Below are 21,220 nucleotides of genomic sequence, written 5' to 3'. Positions count from 1 at the left end.
ATGAGTTGGGGATATAAAATAGTATGTGTTTATTCAGTATTTGTACTTATGATTGGATATTTTTTATATGTTGCATTTCAACAAAATAATGAATTAATAGAGGATCACTATTATGAAAAAGAGCTTCAATACCAAAGTGTTATTACAGGGAGTCAAAATTTATATGCTTTAGATCAAAGTCTAAACATACTTGTACTGGACCAAAAGATTCAATTGAATTTGCCAAGCAGCTCGTTTTCTGTTGACACTTGGGTGCAAATAGAGTTTTTAAAATTATCAAACGAGCAAAAAGATGTGCGGCTTAAAGTTCAACCAGATTCAACGGGGACTATTCATATAGACCGGAGTTTATTAAGTATTGGAATTTATCAACTCAGGATGAAGTGGACACATCAAGGAGTGCCTTATGTTTATCGGGATGAGTTTAAATATTTAGCAACATGAATGTAATCGGTTTTGCATTTGCCGGATTGAGTTTAGGCTTATTAGGAAGCCTGCATTGCATTGGAATGTGTGGTCCGATCGCACTCGGGTTTACAGGACAACAAGAAGATTTTAAAAAGCGGATGTATACGATTTTGTTGTATAATTTTGGAAGAACACTTTCTTATACGGCCATGGGATTTATTTTAGGGATCATTGGAAATCAATTTGCATTCTCAGGATATCAGCAAATATTGTCTATTGTCGCGGGCGTTTTTGTTTTGGTTATCATGGCTGCTAAATATTTAAATTTTAGGAAAATTAAATTTCTCGCTTCCTGGGATCGTCATGTTCAAATGGCATTATACAATGTAATGAAAAAGCCTAAAACTATTTTGTATCACCTTGAAGTTGGAATAATAAATGCTTGGTTGCCTTGCGGATTAGTATATATCGCTATTGCTTCAGCACTTGCTTCCGGGAGTTTGATTTCAGGTACGATCTTGATGTTTTTTTTCGGTTTAGGTACGATGCCTTTAATGATAAGTGTTATGATGTTAGGAAAATATATGTCAATTTCTCTAAGAGCAAAAATTAATAGATTAATACCAGTTTTTATTTTAGTCACTTCTTCACTATTAATCTTAAGAGGTATGAATTTAGGAATTCCATATGTAAGTCCGATGGTAGATGTGCAAGGAAAATGCGTAAAAAATTGCTGTCATAGATAAATTATTATATTGTAAAATGAGTTTATAAATTTTTAAAGGAATTAATTATTTTAAATAAAAGGAAATGAATACCAATAAAAGTGTAGGACAATATGTTGCCGATGATTATCGGGCGGCTTCTGTTTTTGAAAAATATGGAATCGACTTTTGTTGTAAAGGGAATGCAACACTTCAGGCTGTTTGTGCACAAAAGGAATTAGACCCAGTTCTTATAGAAGCGGAACTTGACCATGTGATGGACTCAAAAATAGCAGAGTATATAGATTTTAAAGATTGGCCTATGGATTTATTAGCAGATTATATTGAAAAAAAGCACCATCGATATGTTGAACAAACGATGCCGGTTATTAAAAAATATCTGGAAAAACTTTGTTTGGTTCACGGAGGTCAACACCCTGAGTTGATAGAAATTGCTGCACAATTTAATGCATCCTGTGATGACTTAAAAGCCCATATGCGAAAAGAAGAATTGGTATTATTTCCGTTCGTAAGACAACTTTCAGAAGCGCATCAAAACGGCACTAAATTGAAGCATCCACCGTTTGGTAGTATTCAGCATCCCATCCATATGCTGGAGTTGGATCATGCGGTTGAGGGAAACCGATTTCAGCTGATAGCAGATCGCAGTAATCATTATACACCACCACCGGATGCATGTAATACCTATAAAGTGGCCTATGCTTTATTACAAGAATATGAAACCGATTTACATAAGCATATTCATCTTGAAAATAATATCCTGTTTCAGAAGGCTATGGATCTTGAAGCTCAAGTTATTAACCTGAACTAATACCTGCTATTTCAATCCATAGTCGAAGCTGACCTGGTAGGGATCTGAGATTTTTGTAAATATATACTATTTTAGTGCAAGATTTGCACTAATTAAATGGCTAAGAATTCCAATAATTATGGTGTTTTTATATCTCATGCTTGGGAAGAAGCATCGGATAAGGTTGTGGATGCTTTGACAATTCGATTCAAACAGAAACAGATACCCTTTATTATTGATAAAAGCCATTTGGACTATCGAGGTAGTATTCAGGATTTTATGCTCCAATTGGGAAAGGCAGAATGGGTCATCATTATATTGAGTAATAAATATCTTAGATCTGAATTTTGTATGTTTGAGTTGATTCAAATATATAAAAATGAACGACTCACGGACAGGATTTATCCTATAGTTTTAGATGAAGTAAATATTTCCAAATCAACAGAGCGAATTGAATTAGTGAGGTATTGGGAAGATCAAATTGAACAATTGCAATCTAAATTAAAGGAATTACATTCTCTAAGTCATATAGAAGGAATTACAGAGGATCTGAATCTATATACAGAAATCAGAAATAATATCGCTAAACTGACAAGTATTTTGAAGGATATTAATGCTTTAAATTTAAGAATGCATTCTGAAAATGATTTTGAAATACTATGCCAAAGTATTCAGTCAAAAATGTTGCTTGCAACTACAAAGGAGGGACAGAAACCATTTATAAATATACTTCCAAGTGTCAATACTTCAAAGCAATTGTTACAATGGGCAGGGCTTTCATTAATAGCTATTTTTTTTCTTTTAGGTATTGGAAAAATAATATTTGGCAGCGATTTTAAACCAAAGACAAGCCAACTGGTAAAAGAAACGTCCGCACCAGCGGTAAGTGCAGATTCTTTTAATGGAAGAATAAAAGCTTATTTAAATTCCGGGAATATTTATTCACCTGATAAAGACTGTGCCTGGAAGTCTTATCGGCAATTGGAAAGAATGTATCCAAATTATGAGAATATTGTAGCCTTAAAGCAAGGATTAGTATTGCAATTAATATATCAAGCGGAGAATCTTTTAAATGCCGATTTACCTTTTGATGCGCAACTTCTAGTTCACAAAGTTCGGGAACTTGATCCAGGAAATTCTCAAATTCAAAATCTTTTTGACAGGGTAGCCAAAGGCAAAGATAAAATGAGCGAAATTCCAAGTCTGGTTTATACTCCTGGGAATAAATCTTCAGCCCAAGGAAAACCAGATATATTGGTTCAAAATTCTAAACCAACGGATCCAAAACTGATTCTTAAGAATACGCCTTCAACGGTAGACATTGTTGATGAAAAAAAATTTAACAAGACAGAGTCTGGTTCCGTGCTCCCTGCAGAAAGAAAGTTAAAGACCTTAACGATTCCTTTAAATGCAGAAATAACAGTAGCAGCAGTGGAAGAATTTAGCAGTGATGGAAATTTACAAATCAATAATTTATATTATTTTAAAGTTGTAAAACCGTTTATGATAAATGGATTGGCAGCTATTGAATTAAACGATAAGGTAGAGTTAAAATTTACCAGGATTAAGCGGAGTGAATATAAAAGAGCTGGAATTCTTGAATTTGTAATATCAAAATTGATTTTATCAGATGGGTCAACCATCAATTTAAAATCGAGTAGTTTTTTATTAAAGGCACCGCAAGATAACCCACTTGTTATTTCAAAAGGGCAACAGTTTAAAGTTAAAACAGCACAATCATTAAGTATTGAAAAATAGTTCATATGAAAATTATTGTAAGTTTGGTTTTATTTTTCTTGGTTTTGGTTAAAGGAATCAGTCAGGATGTATATTCCGTTGAATCACAAACAAAAGGTCTTTCATTAGGTGGATATTTTGGAAAATTAGCCTGGACTTCTGAAGATTTAAACGCCCAGAGTGAAAATGGATTTTATTATGGTTTTCATTCAGCCTATGGATTTAATCATCAATGGTCTTTGCATGTACAAACTCAATTTGCATCTATAAAGTCACCTTTTGAAGGATATTCCAATTATCCATATTTTGAATTGGAAATTGGAGGTCGTTATTTTTTTATGCCAAATACCCAAAAATGGAGGCCATTTTTAGGAGTCCATGTAAACTATAGCAAACACCGGGAAGATTATCCTTCTGCATTGGATCCAAATGAAAATGTCAATTTGCGAATGATTGCTTTAGGTGTTGGACTATCAGGTGGCATTCATTATTTTGTAAATAGCCATGTTAGCATTTTCGGTTTTGGTCAAGCTACATTTGGTGGAAGTACCAGTGCCTATTTCGATGGAGTGATCTCTACTGAGAATTATGGGTTTTCGGCTTTTAAATTTGGTGTCGGATTAGCCTATCATTTTAAAGATTAAAAGTTTATTATGTCCAAATTAAGAGAGCGATTTAAAGCCATAGGTCCAAAACGTATTTTGTCTTTAGATGGTGGTGGAATACGTGGAATTTTGACTTTGGGATTCCTGGAAGAAATGGAACGCATTCTTCGAGAAAAAACCAAAAATCCTAAGTTAAAACTTTGCGATTATTTTGATTTAATTGGTGGTACTAGTACCGGTTCGATTATTGCGGCAAGCCTTGCAATTGGATTATCTGCTTCAGATGTTAAGAAATCTTATTTTGAACTTTCTAGAAGTGTATTTGGAAAGAAGAAAAACCTGATTCATTATTTATTAAAAGGCGAAAAGTATGATCCAAGACCTTTAGATAAGGCTTTGCAAGATCAGGCTGGAAATATATTAATCGGGGATGACGACCGAATTAAAACAGGACTTTGTGTAATGACCAAACGCGCGGATACCTTCAGCACCTGGCCTGTATTTAATCATCCTGATGGAAAGTACTTTCATAAAAATAAGGATATCCCACTTTGGAAATTACTGCGTGCAAGCGCTGCAGCTCCAACTTATTTTATGCCTGTAGAATTGGAAATTTCAGAAGGTGAGAAAGGTGTTTTTATTGATGGCGGAATTAGTCTTGTCAATAACCCTTCGTTTTATCTTTTATTAATTGCAACGTTGAGTGGATTTCCATTCAAATGGAAAACCGGCAAAGATGACATTCAATTAGTATCCGTAGGGACAGGGTTCAAACCAAATCGATTCAAAACATCCGATTTTGAAAACAAAGGTGTTTTATCCTGGGCAGGTAAACTTCCCGAATATTTTTTTCACGATGCCAATACATTGAACCAATTATTATTACAAGTTTTAAGTGATTCCCCAACGGCAGTTGAGATTGATAGCGAATTTGGAGATTTGAAATCGGATAACTTGTTTGGACAATATGCTCTTACCTATTTAAGATATAATGTAACTTTAGACAAAGAAACCTTAGGCTTATTAGGCTTTGATTTAAGCGAAAAACAACTCGGTACTATTGGTGAAATGGATTTGGTTGAAAATATGGAATTATTAGCAAAAATTGGTGCAGCTGCAGCTAAAGTGTATATGAAAGAAGAACACTTTTCGGATGTTTTTCTTTAGTTCTGTAAATAGGATATTAAAATATTTACCCTTTAAAAACTCCAAATATTTTTTGGAACAACATACTGTTGCAGGCGTGTTTCAGAAGATATCATGAGGTTTACCTTAGGGGCATGTTAATTTTCTTTAATATCAAATACAGTAGGTTCTGAACGATCGAATTCAGCCAAAAAAGTTTTTCGAATTTGTTTCCAGTTGGCTTGTATTATTGTGCGTTCTTTTTTCAGTTTTTGTGGATCTAATTCACCATACCCAATGGATTCAATAATTTTATAAATTGTCTTAAGGGATTCAAATGGGTAATGTCCAGTTTGTTTTTCTCCTTCATCAAGATTTTTATAAACACTTCTTACTTCATCAATGGATTTGCTTAATTCAAACAATACATCAAGATATTTATCTTTTGAATTATTTTGATTTTGAGTATATGAAATAGCTTTGTTAACAGAATAGATAAGATTGCCCCATAATAAACGTAGAGCTTGCATAAAACTGGATCTTCTTTGGAAACAAAAGCCTAAATATGCCAAGGGTATGGTGATCAAAATTGGAAATAAATCTTTAAATAAATGATAATGTATTTTATTTGTTGTGTTATCCAAATAATACATTGCGAGCCCAATAATTACAAATATGGAATACATGATTGTATAAAATATAATGGTATTGATTAGTTTGCGTTTGGTCATGTATTCTGTTTTATAGCGCAAATATCATATTTAGGATTGAGAGTTTAGTAATGTGAAGCTATCGAAATGATTCCGATCAAAGGCTTTTGACTTTGTCAGCATGTAAGCATTGGAATCCGTTATCATGAGTAGGATATCTTCAATTGATTTCAAGGTGATTCCTATGGATATTATAGGAAGTTTTACGATTCACTGATTTATTTAATTTGAGGATCATTAAATAGTGTTTTGGTAGCTTATATAGGTAATATGAAGGCTAAAATTTTCCGTTTGGTCATTGTTCAATTGTCGCCTATAAATGAATCCTGAAATTATTCAACGATTCTATTCTCATAAAGCTGTGATAAAAAGCTTGTATTCCTGTTATTCCTTGAATCCTGTCATTATCTTCGCAGAAATTTTGAGAATATGTACTTTTCTTTAAGTGAAGAACATTTAGCAGTAAGGGATGCTGCCAGGGACTTTGCAAGGATTGAATTGTTACCTGGTGTCATAGAACGGGACGCAAAAATGCAGTTTCCAAAGGAACAAGTGAAGAAAATGGGGGAATTAGGTTTCCTTGGCATGATGGTATCTCCAGATTATGGAGGAGGAGGCATGGACACTATATCTTATTCATTGGCTCTGGAAGAAATTAGCAAAATAGACAATTCTTGTTCCGTGATTATGTCCGTTAATAATAGCTTGGTTTGTTGGGGACTTGAAAAAATGGGCACAGAAGCACAAAAATTAAAATATTTACCACGTTTGACATCTGGAGAATGGTTGGGTGCCTTTTGCTTATCAGAACCGGAAGCAGGTAGTGATGCAACTAGTCAGCGGACTGTAGCTATTGATTGTGGCGATCATTACCTTTTAAATGGAACAAAGAATTGGATCACGAATGGTGGAAGTTCTAGTTTGCATCTCGTAATGGCTCAAACAGATCCAAGTGCAGGAAGTCGAGGAATATGTACATTTATAGTAGAAACCTCCTGGCCAGGTGTAAGTATAGGGGCTAAAGAAGATAAACTTGGCATCCGTTCATCAGATACCCATAGTATAATGTATACTGATGTTAAGATTCCAAAAGAAAATTTATTGGGTCCTGCCGGTGATGGTTTTAAATTTGCAATGAAAACATTAACGGGAGGGCGCATAGGAATTGCTTCTCAAGCATTAGGGATTGCCGCGGGAGCCTATGAGTTGGCCTTAAATTATAGTAAAGAGCGTAAAACCTTTGGCAAACCTATTTCAAACCATCAAGCTATTGCATTTAAATTGGCTGACATGGCAACGGAGGTAGAAGCTGCCAGATTAATGGTATTGCGTGCAGCCTGGATGAAAGATCAAGGGATGGATTTTGGAACTGCAGCCTCCATGGCTAAGTTATTTGCTTCGGATGTTGCTATGAAACATACCGTAGAAGCGGTTCAGATCCATGGTGGTTATGGTTATGTAAAGGAATATCATGTGGAACGCTTGATGCGGGATGCTAAGATTACCCAAATTTATGAAGGAACTTCTGAGGTGCAAAGAATTGTTATATCGAGAGCTATTCTGCAAGGCCAATTGTACCAGCCTATGTGGATAGAATAAATAATATTATGTTTGAACGCGCATGGCATGTAGGGACCTTTGCCAATATTCCCGTAAAGATCCACTGGACATTTCTATTAATTTTAATCTATGTCGGATTTACAAGTGCATCTCAGGGTGCTGATTGGATGTCAATCTTAATTGAAATCTGTTTTGTATTAGCTATGTTTTTTTGTGTAGTTCTTCATGAATTTGGTCATGCTCTTACTGCAAAACGATATGGTATTCGTACAGAAGATATTATTTTACTTCCAATTGGTGGCGTAGCCAGACTTAGAAATATGCCCGAAAAACCAATTCAGGAATTAATTATTGCGGTCATGGGTCCTATGGTAAATGTTGGGATTGCAATCCTGGTTTTTATTTATTTGATCACTAGTTTTGGAGGATCTTTTTTTAGTATTGAAAATTTTCAAGAACTTAATTTTTCTAGCTGGGCTGGTTTTCTTCCATTGCTGATGATATCTAACATCATGTTGGTAGTCTTTAATATGATTCCTGCGTTTCCAATGGATGGAGGTCGTGTTTTACGAGCATTATTAGCCATGGGTTTTGGGAAGTTAAAGGCAACCCGAATCGCCTCCATCGTCGGACAAATTATCTGTGTTTTATTAATTCTTGCTGGGATCTATTATGAAGCTTATACACTTGCTATTATAGGAGTGTTTATTTTTATTAATGCAACTCAAGAGTATAAAAGTGTTGCTTTGGATTCAGCTATTAAAAACAAAACCATTAAAGATTGTTACAGGAAAGAGTATCATAGTTTTACAGAATATACGACAGTACAGGAAGCCTACGAATTTTTAATGCATTGCCGGGAACGATATTTTGTGGTAATAAATTTATTAGGCCAATTTTGTGGAAGTGTATCTGCTAAACAAATTCAAATTGCATACAAGAAAAATCCTCAAACCCGATTGACTGAAATTTATAATCGGCAATTATTAAGTTTAGATTCTTCTACTGCCATTTTAAATGTTTTGTACAGTCTTCGAGGCCAATCAGAACTAGTATTAGTTACTGAAGAAGAGGAGGTTATAGGAGTGGTTGACCTTGATTCGATCCAGCAATATATAGACCTAAATAGCTGAAAAATGGTTTTAAATTAACATATTTAGATATTCAGGAATTCGGAAAAGCATTCTTTTTTAGCAATGTACTATTTGCAATGCTTTATAATTATCGACCCTTCGAAATTGATAAATTTGAAAATTTAATTAAATTGTAATATAAATTCAGTTAAATTGTAATAAATTTAGACTTGAAAGTGGTTCCTTGACTTTTGAGGAACTTTGTGCTGTTGATTATAAATTCAAAAATTTAATATTTCGCCATGTACAAATCAATATTTAGCCTGATTTTTCAATTTCTTTTTATTGGTATTTTGTCCGCACAAGGTATAAATGAATATGCAGCTCATTCTTATTTGCGAAATGGCAATGCCCAAGCATATATGAGTCCGTTAGTGGATTTAATGGGTTCATCTATACATGCATCCTCACTATCCTATGTGCATCCAGATACCACAAGGAATTTTCATTTATATATAGGTATATATGGAACTGCTGCATTTATTCCAGAAAGCATGAAATCTTTTAATGGGATTACAGAAGCTCCATTTTCCCCAACAAAAACACAAAAAGCCCCAACCATTTTTGGAGATAATAATACTCAAATCATTTATGATGAATCTGGAAATGCATATACCTTTCCAGGTGGTTTTGATATCAAACAAATCAATCTGGTGTTTCCTATAATTCATGTTGGAACTTTTTTTCATACGAATTTTAGTGGGCGGTTTCTTGCAATGGACGTTGGAGGTGATTTTAAAAGAATTGAAGTTTATGGAATTGGGTTTAATCATTTTATCAGTGATTATTGGAAAGCAAAAAATTACTTTGTCAGTGTTGGCGGTTCTTACAATCAATTCAAATTAGGTGACTATCTTTTAGGTAAAAACATCTTAGCTCAGATTACTGGCGGACAACAATTAGGTTTATTTAATTATTATGTTTATGGACAATGGCAAAAAACTCCGTATGAGTTTTATTATGAAGATGAAATTGATGGCAATGGTACCATTGAAATTAATGGTGAAAATGAAATCCGTTTCGGTGCAGGTTGTGGAATTAAACTTTGGAAATTTTATTTACACGCAGAAGCATCTGTTTTTAAACCTTTAGTAACTTCCGTAGGAATTGGTTTACAATTTTAAATTTTAAAAAATAAAGACATGAAAAATATTTTATTTTTATTGACTTTACTAATCCTGATGAGCTCTTGTGAAAAAGAGTTAGCCAAATGGGAATTTGTGAATAATTTTATCATAAACGAACGTGGAGAATATACAAGTACAGGTATAAATATTCATAAAACAATAACCAAGAATGATATTGTATCAAAATTGAAGTTGAAATCTTCAGCGGAAATTCGCGACATAAAAATTAAAGATGCAATCGTAACCATAGACTTACTTCAGGACTTTCCACAAGCGGATAGCATTAAATTGGAGTTATATTGTGATGCAATTCCACTTATTCCAACGCATAAAAAGACGCTGGCCATAAAGAAGGGAGTTACATCTAAAGATTTTAGCAAAGAAAAAATTAAGCTGGGTCCGATTTCTTTAGAAACCATTAGTTTTGTTAATCAAGCTTTAAATAACCTTGTGCTTAAAGGAGGTTCCATTAAGTTTAATTTGATTGGTAGGACAATTCCTTCAGGAGCGATTCTAACAGGTTTTTCAACGGTGTATGTAAATATGGATGTTGTGTACTGGGAATGTATTTCCAAACCTGAATATTTTATTTTTGATAACAGGCATAAAGGCCCTTGTAACTAGGTTTTGAATTTTAAAGCATTTCAGTTTAATTCTAAATTGAAATGGTTTTATTGACAATTCAAGTTTTTTCTGAAAATGCAAAAGTGAAGATCTTGTGTTCACCTTGCGATAATTGTCTTTTTAGGATTATTGATTTCTTTTGTTAAGGCTTATTTTGACAATGGAGCTTCAAATCAAAATATTCAGAGTAAATAAATTTAATAAAAAAGCTTAATATAAAATTGGACTCGTAAATATTTTCTAGGCATTCAGAATAATTTATTTAGAGGAATAGATTAAAGTTGTTATAAATCAGGATAAGTAACTATATATTATATAATGAATAAGGAATTCTATTGGTGTCTGGTCGTTTAGATTTTAAATCGAAGCACTTAAAATTTTAATTCCAGGAGAGATGCGAATCTAGAGGTATGAATTATTTTTTGACTCATTATTTTTAGGTTTATCATTATGGAGTTTATGGGTAGGGATTTTTGATGATATTTTTGAATTGTAATTTAAGAAAAAGGAGCTGTTTATTAAAACAGCTCCTTAAGATTATTTAACGTATTGATTTGGATTTAACGTTTCCAAGGTAATTGAAGTACCTTCCGGGCACATAAAATGCCGCAAAAATTTCCACCATCATAATCCATACGATAATGAACACCTAATGGTAATCGACTGAAAGCATTTTCATTTGCAAGGTCTCTTAAGCTATTAAAAGCTCTGGGTGCACCAAGAAAATCTGTTCGTTGTTGATGGCAATAATCCGTAAATTGGTAACTACTGCCAACATAGGCTTCCAAAATACCTACACCTGCAAATGCAAATGTGGAATGACCAGAAGGGTATGCAGGAAAAGGAGGTGTAAATCCTAACCAAGGAATTTTAAAAGTTGGATCAAAAACCCTGTTGATATAGGTAACGGGGCGCTCTACATTATATTTATATTTGTTGTACCATGCATTTACAGCTGCATCATTTTCTGCTAAGCCAAGTTGTGCGTATAATAGGCAGGTTTTTTCAAGATTAAAATTTTCATTTTCAACGATTTGATCGGCAATTGCAAAGAGTCTACCGGGTGGACTGAAAGTCCAGCCAACGCGATCGTCACTCCAGAATTCAGCCATATGTTCCAAATCCCCACGTGCGTCTTTTTTGGCAATTTTTGCTAATACATACATTTCGTATGCTTGAGCATATAATACTGAATTTGTATCCGAATCACATTCAAATGGAGAAATCAACGCATCCATATCGGAAGAAGAAATTGCAAAGCGACGTACTTGTCCCCATTGTGAGTACAATCCTCTATCAGCTATTGCAAGATCAGTAGGTACCCAATCGCATCCGTGAGAGTTAACGGGATTTGGAAATGGATTTAAATGTCCATTATGGCCTACATTATCAGAAATTGAGTATCTCCAAATTGAAGCCGCTACTTCATATCCGTGTGCTTCAGAATTATTGATAAGATTTTGGTTTGCTTCAGCATGATATCGTTCTTTTAATTCCTTTTCCTTAATTGTAATTTTATTTAGAAACTCTTGTTTATTAAGTATGTTTCCATTTTTATCTTTAAACGTTACACTTTCAAAAAATTTATACATCAAGTATGCATAGGAAGCATTTATAACTTCTGGCCAGTACAAATTTTTTTGGATTGATGGCATATCAGAGATGCCAAAACGATGCTGTAGCGTTTGATATTCCGGCATTCCACCCAGGCACGATTCATATGCACTTAAGCCCATATAAGCAAGGGCTCTTGGGGCAGGGCCGGGACGGAAAAATGCAGCATAACGATCGAGCTCTAGGAATACATTGAGCCACTCATGATAAACATCATTATTTAGTGAATCCATCAAGTTGTCAGTTCCTGACGGGGAATCGGATTTATTGCAGGAAATGGTGGATCCAAAAATAAAAATTGCAGCTAAAAACAATAAACGAATTGAGACTTTCATATATCTAAATTTTAAAATGATTTAATTTAAGACAAAACAATCTTAATTGTACAAAACTAAAGTATCATTTCCATTTTAGGCTTTTTTCTAATTTAATTTTTTAAAAATTAAATTGGAAATACAATTTTATAGTTGTCTCGATTTAAAATATTTATTAATTTCGTATAATTATTTTGATCGAATTTGAGCTAAGATCATCGGGTTTAATTTTTTGATAGTCATTTTCAATCGCTGCTAAGGTTGGTGTATCATTTAAAAAGTTTTGGATGTAATAGGTGCCAGCATACTTTTTAGTTTCGAGGTATTGCAGCATTTTTTTCAGATACTCAATATTGATTAATTTTGAATGCACGGTGGTTCGAACTTCGAATGGTATTGAAGAACCGATAAGGATGTCTAATGTTTTTTCAAATTTTGTAAATAAGTCGGATTTGGTAATAAAGAAAAATTGGTCTGCTAAGCTTTTAAAATCAAGAGCTACATAGTCAACAAGACACTCTTTAATAAGATATTGTAGCATTCTGGGATTAGAGCCATTGGTATCTATTTTTAATAAAAAATTAAGCTTTTTAATTTCTTTTATAAATCCATCTATTTTGCAGTGAAGCATGCATTCTCCACCACTTAATACTACACCATCTAATAAGTTTTTTCTGGAGTTAATAAATGCAATTGCCTTATCATATTCTAAATTACCTTTTCCTTTCACGATATCAATATTGTAGCAATATCTACAGCGCATATTGCATCCAGCAAACCAAACAATGCAAGCCGTTTTATCTGGATAGTCTAAAAGTGTAAACGGAGTAATATGATAAATTGCCTTACTCACATTTGCTTTCAATGAATGATAAGCGTTCTTTATGTTCTCCTTTTTTACCTATATTGAAACTTTCGACGGGTCGATGATATCCCATTACCCGCGTGAATACAAGACATTTTGTACGTTGATCGTCATGGTTTTCCAAAATCTGTTGTTGTTTATTTTCCATTTTAGTTTAATTTATTGGTAATTGACCTTAATAGGATTTCATCACATGCAGGACAGTATTCATGTTCTCCATTTAAATACCCGTGATTTTTACAAATACTGAATGTAGGCGTAATTGTAATATAGGGCAATCTAAAATTAGAAATTACTTTTCTTATAAGGTTTCTACATGCTTCCGGTGAGCTGATTTTTTCCTTCATGTACAAATGCAAAACGGTTCCACCTGTATATTTGCATTGTAATTCATCTTGAAGTATCAAGGCTTCAAAAGGATCTTCCGTGAAATTTACCGGAATCTGAGAACTATTTGTATAATATATGTTTTCATTTTGTCCGGCCTGAATAATATTTATAAATCGTTTTTTGTCTTCTTTGGCAAATCTATAGGTAGTACCTTCTGCGGGAGTGGCTTCAAGGTTGTATAGATTGCCGGTTTCTTCTTGAAATTGTATAATTTTTTTACGGATATATTGCAGTATGTTTAATGCTATTTCTATCCCCTTCTCGTCAGCAATATTCAATTCATCTTTTGAGTAATTTCGAATCATTTCATTAATTCCATTTACTCCAATGGTTGAAAAGTGATTCCTAAAATGAGGAAGATATCTTTTCGTGTAAGGGAATAGTCCACGATCAAAAAGTTCTTGAATAAACGACCGTTTTTTTTCTAGACTCGATTTAGCAAGTTGGAGCAAATCATCCAAACGAGCCATTAAGCTATTTAGATCACCATTATAAAGATATCCTAATCTTGCCATATTGATCGTAACGACGCCGATACTTCCGGTCATTTCAGCGCTTCCGAAAAGACCATTGCCTCGTTTTAGTAATTCTCTAAGATCTAATTGCAAGCGGCAACACATGCTTCGAATTGCATTCGGTTTATAGGCATCTGGATTTTCAATTTTAGTACCTTGATCATCATAGGTGTATTGGCTTCCTATAAAGTTTTGAAAGTAGGAAGTACCAATTTTGGCGGTATTCGCAAATAATAAATCTGTATTTTCTCCATACCAGTCAAACGCTTCTGTAATATTTACCGTTGGAATTGGAAATGTAAAGGGTTGTCCATTCGCATCTCCTTCGGTCATTACCGTGTAATACGCTTTATTAATGGCGTTCATTTCCTTTTGAAAATGCTTGTAGCACAAGTCTGTCAATTGATTTACACCCCTGGATTGTGCTGTAGAAAGCAAATCCTTATTTTCAATATTTTCGAATAAGTGCCTGTTATTTCTATTGGGAGTCTGTTCTTTCAAGTCTTCTGGTACAACCCAATCCAGGGTTATATTTGTAAAAGGGGATTGTCCCCAACGTGCAGGAACATTCAAGTTATAAATAAAACTGCGGACTGCTTTTAAAATCTCATCAAAGGAAAGAGCATCTTTAAAAACATAAGGTGCTAGATACGTATCAAAAGAACTAAATGCTTGAGCACCCGCCCATTCGCTTTGCAGGATTCCTAGAAAATTAGCCATCTGCCCCAAAGCTTCTCTAAAATGGGATGGAGCGCGACTTTCAACTCTTCCTCGGACTCCATTAAAACCATCGTTTAAAAGCATTCGCAGGCTCCAGCCTGCGCAATAACCAGTGAGACAATCCAAATCATGTATATGTAAATCACCATTGCGATGTGCATACGCTTCTTCTTTGGAATACACTTTATCTAACCAATAATTTGCAATAATTTTTCCAGCTACATTATTAATAAGTCCAGCACTTGAATAAGAAGTATTTGCATTTGCATTTATTCTCCAGTCTTTTTGATATATATATTCTTCAATGGTTTGGGAGCAATCAATATATGTTGTGTCTTCGTTTAAACCTTGAATATGTTCTCGTTGTAATTTTCGAGTATGCCGATGCAGCATAAAGGCACGCATAGTTTGGAAATGGTTTCTATTATAGAGTTCTTTTTCTATGATATCTTGAATTTCTTCAACAGACCAAATTTCTTTTTCGGCTAGTTTTAAAAATATAGTATTAATTAATATTGAATCTATTTTTTTGTGTTGTCCTTGAAATGCTTTTAGGAGAGCGTCCTCTATTTTATAGGGAAGGAAAGTTTGATATTCTCCATTTCGTTTGATCACAATACGGTCCATATTGGGTTTTTTATGAATTGAGTGAACTTAATTACATCCTATTTTTTTTAAGCAGAGCATTCTCATTTTTGGAAATTTTTGGTTAACATGGACTTCAGATATGCATGAAATAAGATATTGTATTAAAGAGTCTTGTTTGTGTGAATTTTTCATTCTAATAGTTTTAAGAAAATTGAATTTAAGTAATGAATGCTACAATTAAGACAAAATTATCTTAAATAATGTTAAAAAAAGTTTGCGTGTTTAAATTCTCATTTTTTTTGTTTTAATTCCTTTCGATAAATGGGCTAGTGAAGTTTCTTCAAATTCTTTTTGAAGGGATCCTTTTACGTTTTTCCAAAATCCATGAACCGGACAAGGTTCATTGGAGCCGCATCCTGGTAATCCAAGAAGGCATTTCTCGAAAAAATCTTCACCTTCTAAAATATGAACGATTTCAATCAAATAAATATCTTTTATTGGTTTTTTCAACATAACTCCCCCATGGGGTCCCCTATGAGATTCTAGCAATCCTTTTTTTGTAAGGATTTGAAACGTTTTTGTTAAAAAATGAAATGAAATATTCAATTCTTCAGAGATCTCGCCAATATTTACATAATTTTCCTGCTCATTTTTTGATGCAACATAGATCAATGCTCGTAAGCAATATATTGTCGATTTTGAAAGAGCACGCATGTAAATACTTAATTTAAGAGTAATAACACTCAAATATATGAAATTTATTTAATTTGTATTATTTATCAGTAAAATAATTTAATACAAAGCAGATTCTGTTATATATTTACTGAGCATGGTTATCCAATTATTTGTAATAATTGGATTTATTATTTTCAAGAAATTAGTACAATTTTGAAAGTATCCAGCTTTTGCAAAATATTAAATGGAATACTGATTCCTGATCCGAATTTAGTATTTTAGACATCTAACACTGAACACTTCAAAATTGATTTCTACTGCGTTTGTTTGAAATCCTGGAAAATAGTTTCGGGGTAACATTTATTTCAAAATGTTTTGTTTGATCATTTTAGATTATAGCATTTCCTTCTAATTCAATTTTTGTATTATTCTCCTCCGTTATTTGTCTATCCATTTCATCGATATCTAATGCATTTGTTTTTAAAGAATAGATACGGCTAACAATGAACCATGTAAGTGGGATAACGCCTCCTACAAAGAAAACGGTCGCTCCTATACCTCTTAGCCAAGTCAAAGAATTAAAAATTCCATGATCTATAAATTTCGATGATCGTCCAAACCAAAGTCCTTGTTCAACCACATTTTTAAACTGTATAGCGCCAGCAGGAAAAAGATCTAGCACAACCATTAGCATAAGTCCGATATTAATTGACCAGAATGAAAAATTTACGATTTGTTCATTCCATTGAATATTTTTAATCATTAGACGTGAAGCAAATAGCAAAGCTGCAAGTGAAATATTACCATAAACGCCCATTAATGCAGCATGTGCATGGTTGACGGTTAGATAAGTTCCGTGTTCGAAATAATTCATTATAGGTAAATTAATGATAATTCCTAAAACACCGGCACCAAAAAAATTCCAGAAATTAACAGCAACTAGGAATTTGAAAACCTCCGGAAATCCAAAATTATTTAACTGGTTAATTCCTATATCCCCGACAGCAATTTTAGGCATATTTTTAAACCTCCAGGCTTCTACAGTTAAAAGAATTAACGGTACGAATTGAAGTGTAGAAAAAACACTTCCAAGTGCCATTGTTGCAACAGGTTTTGCGTTCCAATAAAAGTTGTGAGATATTCCAAGCAAACCAGTTCCTAGAAATAGGATTGTTGCAAAGTATACAACCCGGATTGCCGCTTGCCGACTTACCAATCCCATAAGGACCATGAGATAACTTACAATTACGGTAATGAATACTTCAAAGAAGGCTTCAACCCACATGTGTATGACCATCCATCTCCAGAAATCCGCAATAACGAAGTTCGTCTCAGGCCTTGCAACAAATCCAGATAGAAATAGTAATGGAATTCCAATTACTGAGTACATGATCCAATTGGGAAGATTCCATGGTTCACCTTTAATAAAAGCTGGCTTAATTCCGTGATAAACAATTACACCCCAGAGTATAAAAATAACCATTAACAAAATCTGAAAGAGCTTTCCAAAATCAACAAATTCCCAGCCTTGGTGACCAAGATAGTACCACCATTTTCCTAATATGCCTAGTGGCCCTAAAACCATTCCGGTTAAAGAACCGCCCACCAAAATAAAAAGTAAAACAAACAGCGTGTTGATCCATTTGAGTTGTCCTACAATCTCCTGCTTTGATAAAATGGGAAGAATAAAAATTGAAGAAGCAATCCAGCAAGTTGAAATCCAATATAATGAAAGCATCAAATGCCAACTTCTAGAAATCGTAACGGGAACATTACCAGAAATATTAATACCTAAATAGTTCAACCAATTAATGAAATCATTGATCGTAATTAACCCGCTTGATACTTGTAAAAAGAATAGTAGGATTGCTACAAAAAAAAATTTATATGTTGCCTTTTGACTTGGAGTCGGTTTAAATGAATCAACTCTCCGCATAGTAAATAAATCTCTTTTTGCAGGTTTAAAAAATTTATTTGGAAGTTGATTATACTGTCCTATAAAATAGAGTACAATACCGCAAGCCAATACAAATGCTAGAAGGCCTAAAACGCTCCAAAGAATTACGGGTGAAGTAGGCGTATTGCCTGCACTCGGATCAAAAGGCCAATTGTGTGTATAACTATAAAGAGTTCCGGGTCTTTGTGTTACGCAAACCCATGCGCCCCAATAAAAAAAGGATGCTAAATCTGCTGTTTCATCCCGGCTACTTATGTAATCTTTTGGGGGGAATCCTTCACCTTTATTTTTGTCTATAAATAGATCAGTGTAATATTTTTTTATTTGATCGAGTGCAAAAATTTGTGCAGTAGAAAGTTTGACCAGCTTGTCTTGAACGTTATAATTATTTTGTTTTAATTCCGCTTTTACTTTTTCCTGGATTTGTATAATTTGATATTCTTCAGGTTCCGTATTTGTTTTGATTTTGATTTCATCTAAATAGAATGTATTCATATAACCGGTCATCAAGTGCAATGCTTCTGCAGTGAAATCCGGACCTCTTTGTGCACCATCCCCAAAAAAACTACCATATTCCATTAAGGCTTTTTTATGAAATACTTCTTGTCCCCGTTCAATGGTTTTTTGGTCTATAATAATTTTACCTTGGGAATCTTTAAATCCACTCATTGGGGGTGCATCCACGTAGGTTTGAAATCCAATCATACCGACTCCCAAGAGACTGATGATCAGAATAAATAGCAGGGGCCCTTTCCAGTTTTTAGTATTCATAATATAATTAATATTCTTTGTACCTGAGGCTCCGTTGTGTCCATTTTGGTCATTTTGATCTGTTGATTGCATTGTGTAAATGTTTAAGATGAATAAACCATGTGAATGCTTTATTTAAGACAAAATTATCTTAAATAATTAAAGGCAAATTTATCTTAAATGTGAATGATTGTACAATTTTTATGATTTATTTTATACATTTAATAAAAAATTATATGTATAAATCTATAAATCATATATATAAGGATTATAATTGTATCACTTTTGCTATAAAAAAATTGAGTGATGGTCTTCAAAAAAATAGAATTCAATAGGTTTTTTAAAAAATCGATTTGCAAGGAAACCAAATTTGGGAAGAAAAAACCTTTCTTCACAATGAAGGCAGTGCTTCATATGGTTTGGAAATAGATTCAAAAGGGAATTGTTATGCTGTTGGAATTTTAGGTATTTCGGATTATGCTATTCCAAACAGAGCGTATTTATTAAAGTATCAGGATCTTACCACCTCCTTGAGTAATCCAGAAATCAAACAGTTCCTTCATGTTTATCCTAATCCGTGTGCTGGAATTTTACACATCGAGCAATATCAAGTAAACCATGCTTACATCAATCTCCAAATTTATAATTTGCAAGGTAAATTGCTTTTAAGTGAGGAGATATTTTCTCCAGAATTCGTTTTAAATTTAGAAAAATATAGGAATCAATTTTGTTTGATGCGTATAACAAAGCTTGGGAAAATCATATATTCAAATAAATTATTTATTGAATAAATTAAATATTGCCAGTTTACTATTTTGCATATTGTACCCATAGAAAAAGTAGATATTCAATTTTAGGATACTAATTTAAGAATCAAAATTTACTTTTTCGTAACCCGAATTGCGACTCGTCTGTTTTGTTCTCTACCTTCTGCAGTACCATTATCAGCAACTGGATGTTCCGGTCCATATCCTTCAGCAGTTAAGCGATTGCTGGGGATTCCTAAATCAATAAGAGCTTGCATTACTGCATTTGCCCGCTCTTGAGATAATTGGATATTCGCTTTTGTATCTCCAGTATTATCGGTGTAACCGCCAATTTTAAATTCAACATTTGGCATTGCTTTTAAAATACCTGCAATATTGGATATTTGTTCATTTGATATAGCGTTCAATTGCGCACTACCAGTTTCAAATAAAATTCGATCAAAATTGAACCAGGTGTTTTTATCAACTACCGAACTCGTATTTTGAAGCCATTCTAATAATTTTAATTCAACTCCTTTTTCTGGAAGTTTTAATTCAATATTACCAAGTTTAACATTTATCAAGGATCCTAAAGAATACCAGCGCTTTTTAAATTCGATAGCAGATGAGTCCATCATTTCAATTGCCGATTTAGTAGCGAGCTCTGCCTTTATTTTTGCAGAATCAACTACGGCTGCAACGCCTTCAATCGCATTATTTGCGCGATCCATTAATTCAGATTTATTACAACCTTTCATCAAAAACCATAATCCGGCTATTAATGCAATCACCCCAATTACCCATATCCACCAATTTTTTTGTTCTGAATAACTAGGTTCTGATATATGTATAGATTTTGATTTAGTTTCCTGATTACCGATTGAAATGCCTAAAAGACCAGACCATCCATAGGGGAGTGCATTTTCCAGATCATTTTTAGATGCTGCTACCCATTGAACTAATTCAGTTTGTTTTAAATGATCCGTTTGCATTTTTTTCTTTAGAAAAGAAATAACAAAAGGGGATACAACAGATACTAATTTTGAGGCAGCATTTGATTTTGTAAAACCTGCATAATCAGAGAGCATTTGTAGCAGTTTGTTATTGCCACCGTATAATTGATTTAATACATTTGATCCTGCATGTCCAGGCATGCTATAGGCTGATTTTCCTTGAAATAAATCTTCTAAGTGATCCAATAATTCAATTGGATTGTCTTCTTTATGAATAATTTCCCAGGCTGCCATTAAATCCTCTTTGTTTTCTCCAACACCGCTTAATGCTAACAATAAACTAGAAACCGAGGCATCAAAGGCTTTGGAACATGCAAATTCTGATTCTCCCAAATAAGAACTTAGTTTTAAGATTAATTCCCTGGAAATGAACGCTTTTATTGAATCTAATGCTTGCATAGTAATAATTTTACGACAGACAATTTATGCCACAAATTTAATAGGCTAAGCGTTGGAATTCCTAAATCATTTGTTATTGTCTTTGAAAGAATAAATTCCTGCCAAGTGAATGCTTATTTTTGATAAAATT

19 protein-coding genes are annotated in these 21,220 nt (G+C 33.5%); 11 read left to right on the top strand and 8 right to left on the bottom strand.

Annotation, left to right across the window (positions count from 1 at the left end):
- The 6 genes from IPO86_00980 to IPO86_00955 all read left to right on the top strand — a co-directional run bounded on the left by IPO86_00980 (position 1) and on the right by IPO86_00955 (position 5,432).
- Complete coding sequence (locus IPO86_00980) at positions 1-444, top strand: FixH family protein (GenBank protein ID MBK9726669.1); 444 nt, start codon at positions 1-3, stop codon at positions 442-444.
- Complete coding sequence (locus IPO86_00975) at positions 441-1,154, top strand: sulfite exporter TauE/SafE family protein (GenBank protein MBK9726668.1); 714 nt, start codon at positions 441-443, stop codon at positions 1,152-1,154. Before IPO86_00980 ends, IPO86_00975 begins: the two co-directional genes overlap by 4 nt.
- A gap of 64 nt (positions 1,155-1,218) precedes the next feature.
- Positions 1,219-1,944 carry an iron-sulfur cluster repair di-iron protein gene (gene ric / locus IPO86_00970; GenBank protein ID MBK9726667.1) on the top strand — a complete coding sequence of 242 codons (726 nt, stop codon included), beginning with the start codon at positions 1,219-1,221 and terminating at the stop codon, positions 1,942-1,944.
- A gap of 96 nt (positions 1,945-2,040) precedes the next feature.
- Positions 2,041-3,681 carry a toll/interleukin-1 receptor domain-containing protein gene (locus tag IPO86_00965; GenBank protein ID MBK9726666.1) on the top strand — a complete coding sequence of 547 codons (1,641 nt, stop codon included), beginning with the start codon at positions 2,041-2,043 and terminating at the stop codon, positions 3,679-3,681.
- A 5-nt stretch (positions 3,682-3,686) separates the two neighbouring features.
- Positions 3,687-4,304 (top strand): DUF3575 domain-containing protein, encoded by a 618-nt coding sequence (locus IPO86_00960; protein ID MBK9726665.1) that lies wholly within the window; start codon positions 3,687-3,689, stop codon positions 4,302-4,304.
- Between the two features lie 9 nt (positions 4,305-4,313).
- Positions 4,314-5,432 (top strand): patatin-like phospholipase family protein, encoded by a 1,119-nt coding sequence (locus IPO86_00955; GenBank protein MBK9726664.1) that lies wholly within the window; start codon positions 4,314-4,316, stop codon positions 5,430-5,432.
- A gap of 116 nt (positions 5,433-5,548) precedes the next feature.
- Here the strand turns inward: IPO86_00955 and IPO86_00950 are convergent, their stop codons facing one another.
- A complete protein-coding gene (locus IPO86_00950) occupies positions 5,549-6,121 on the bottom strand; it encodes a hypothetical protein (protein MBK9726663.1) in 573 nt (190 codons plus the stop codon).
- A 408-nt stretch (positions 6,122-6,529) separates the two neighbouring features.
- On the opposite strand from IPO86_00950, the gene IPO86_00945 reads away from it, so the two are divergent.
- The 4 genes from IPO86_00945 (at position 6,530) to IPO86_00930 (ending at position 10,544) form a co-directional block, all read left to right on the top strand.
- Positions 6,530-7,699 carry an acyl-CoA dehydrogenase gene (locus IPO86_00945; protein ID MBK9726662.1) on the top strand — a complete coding sequence of 390 codons (1,170 nt, stop codon included), beginning with the start codon at positions 6,530-6,532 and terminating at the stop codon, positions 7,697-7,699.
- 8 nt (positions 7,700-7,707) lie between these two features.
- Positions 7,708-8,793, top strand: a complete 1,086-nt coding sequence (locus IPO86_00940) for a site-2 protease family protein (protein ID MBK9726661.1) — start codon at positions 7,708-7,710, stop codon at positions 8,791-8,793.
- Between the two features lie 242 nt (positions 8,794-9,035).
- Positions 9,036-9,917 carry a hypothetical protein gene (locus tag IPO86_00935; protein ID MBK9726660.1) on the top strand — a complete coding sequence of 294 codons (882 nt, stop codon included), beginning with the start codon at positions 9,036-9,038 and terminating at the stop codon, positions 9,915-9,917.
- A gap of 18 nt (positions 9,918-9,935) precedes the next feature.
- Positions 9,936-10,544 carry a hypothetical protein gene (locus IPO86_00930; protein MBK9726659.1) on the top strand — a complete coding sequence of 203 codons (609 nt, stop codon included), beginning with the start codon at positions 9,936-9,938 and terminating at the stop codon, positions 10,542-10,544.
- Between the two features lie 560 nt (positions 10,545-11,104).
- Here the strand turns inward: IPO86_00930 and IPO86_00925 are convergent.
- From IPO86_00925 to IPO86_00900, 6 genes are all read right to left on the bottom strand, one after another.
- Entirely contained in the window at positions 11,105-12,493 is a 1,389-nt protein-coding gene (locus tag IPO86_00925; GenBank protein ID MBK9726658.1) for a vanadium-dependent haloperoxidase, read from the bottom strand.
- Positions 12,494-12,647: 154 nt separating this feature from the next.
- Positions 12,648-13,325 (bottom strand): anaerobic ribonucleoside-triphosphate reductase activating protein, encoded by a 678-nt coding sequence (locus IPO86_00920; protein ID MBK9726657.1) that lies wholly within the window; start codon positions 13,323-13,325, stop codon positions 12,648-12,650.
- Entirely contained in the window at positions 13,318-13,485 is a 168-nt protein-coding gene (locus IPO86_00915) for a hypothetical protein (GenBank protein ID MBK9726656.1), read from the bottom strand. The genes IPO86_00920 and IPO86_00915 overlap by 8 nt, the downstream gene beginning before the upstream one ends.
- A 1-nt stretch (position 13,486) precedes the next feature.
- Positions 13,487-15,589, bottom strand: a complete 2,103-nt coding sequence (locus IPO86_00910) for a ribonucleoside triphosphate reductase (protein MBK9726655.1) — start codon at positions 15,587-15,589, stop codon at positions 13,487-13,489.
- Positions 15,590-15,832: 243 nt separating this feature from the next.
- Positions 15,833-16,264, bottom strand: coding sequence for an Rrf2 family transcriptional regulator (locus IPO86_00905; protein ID MBK9726654.1), 432 nt, complete (start codon positions 16,262-16,264; stop codon positions 15,833-15,835).
- A gap of 349 nt (positions 16,265-16,613) precedes the next feature.
- Complete coding sequence (locus IPO86_00900; GenBank protein ID MBK9726653.1) at positions 16,614-19,025, bottom strand: cbb3-type cytochrome c oxidase subunit I; 2,412 nt, start codon at positions 19,023-19,025, stop codon at positions 16,614-16,616.
- A 260-nt stretch (positions 19,026-19,285) separates the two neighbouring features.
- Between IPO86_00900 and IPO86_00895 the strand changes: the two genes are divergently transcribed.
- Positions 19,286-19,723 carry a hypothetical protein gene (locus IPO86_00895; protein ID MBK9726652.1) on the top strand — a complete coding sequence of 146 codons (438 nt, stop codon included), beginning with the start codon at positions 19,286-19,288 and terminating at the stop codon, positions 19,721-19,723.
- Between the two features lie 89 nt (positions 19,724-19,812).
- On the opposite strand, the gene IPO86_00890 is transcribed toward IPO86_00895, so the two are convergent.
- Entirely contained in the window at positions 19,813-20,766 is a 954-nt protein-coding gene (locus IPO86_00890) for an OmpA family protein (GenBank protein ID MBK9726651.1), read from the bottom strand.
- Positions 20,767-21,220: the final 454 nt, after the last annotated feature.

The sequence above is a fragment of the Saprospiraceae bacterium genome (assembly GCA_016717265.1).
In the GTDB taxonomy this organism is placed as follows: Bacteria; Bacteroidota; Bacteroidia; order Chitinophagales; family Saprospiraceae; genus Vicinibacter.
Note: the sequence above shows the minus strand (reverse complement) of the source record. Positions and strands in the feature narration are given on the sequence as shown.

Coding starts and splice junctions, on each gene's coding strand:
- IPO86_00980 (MBK9726669.1), top strand. CDS start 1: ATGAGTTGGGGATATAAAATAGTATGTGTTTATTCAGTATTTGTACTT.
- IPO86_00975 (MBK9726668.1), top strand. CDS start 441: ATGAATGTAATCGGTTTTGCATTTGCCGGATTGAGTTTAGGCTTATTA.
- ric (MBK9726667.1), top strand. CDS start 1,219: ATGAATACCAATAAAAGTGTAGGACAATATGTTGCCGATGATTATCGG.
- IPO86_00965 (MBK9726666.1), top strand. CDS start 2,041: ATGGCTAAGAATTCCAATAATTATGGTGTTTTTATATCTCATGCTTGG.
- IPO86_00960 (MBK9726665.1), top strand. CDS start 3,687: ATGAAAATTATTGTAAGTTTGGTTTTATTTTTCTTGGTTTTGGTTAAA.
- IPO86_00955 (MBK9726664.1), top strand. CDS start 4,314: ATGTCCAAATTAAGAGAGCGATTTAAAGCCATAGGTCCAAAACGTATT.
- IPO86_00950 (MBK9726663.1), bottom strand. CDS start 6,121: ATGACCAAACGCAAACTAATCAATACCATTATATTTTATACAATCATG.
- IPO86_00945 (MBK9726662.1), top strand. CDS start 6,530: ATGTACTTTTCTTTAAGTGAAGAACATTTAGCAGTAAGGGATGCTGCC.
- IPO86_00940 (MBK9726661.1), top strand. CDS start 7,708: ATGTTTGAACGCGCATGGCATGTAGGGACCTTTGCCAATATTCCCGTA.
- IPO86_00935 (MBK9726660.1), top strand. CDS start 9,036: ATGTACAAATCAATATTTAGCCTGATTTTTCAATTTCTTTTTATTGGT.
- IPO86_00930 (MBK9726659.1), top strand. CDS start 9,936: ATGAAAAATATTTTATTTTTATTGACTTTACTAATCCTGATGAGCTCT.
- IPO86_00925 (MBK9726658.1), bottom strand. CDS start 12,493: ATGAAAGTCTCAATTCGTTTATTGTTTTTAGCTGCAATTTTTATTTTT.
- IPO86_00915 (MBK9726656.1), bottom strand. CDS start 13,485: ATGGAAAATAAACAACAACAGATTTTGGAAAACCATGACGATCAACGT.
- IPO86_00910 (MBK9726655.1), bottom strand. CDS start 15,589: ATGGACCGTATTGTGATCAAACGAAATGGAGAATATCAAACTTTCCTT.
- IPO86_00905 (MBK9726654.1), bottom strand. CDS start 16,264: ATGCGTGCTCTTTCAAAATCGACAATATATTGCTTACGAGCATTGATC.
- IPO86_00900 (MBK9726653.1), bottom strand. CDS start 19,025: ATGCAATCAACAGATCAAAATGACCAAAATGGACACAACGGAGCCTCA.
- IPO86_00890 (MBK9726651.1), bottom strand. CDS start 20,766: ATGCTCTCTGATTATGCAGGTTTTACAAAATCAAATGCTGCCTCAAAA.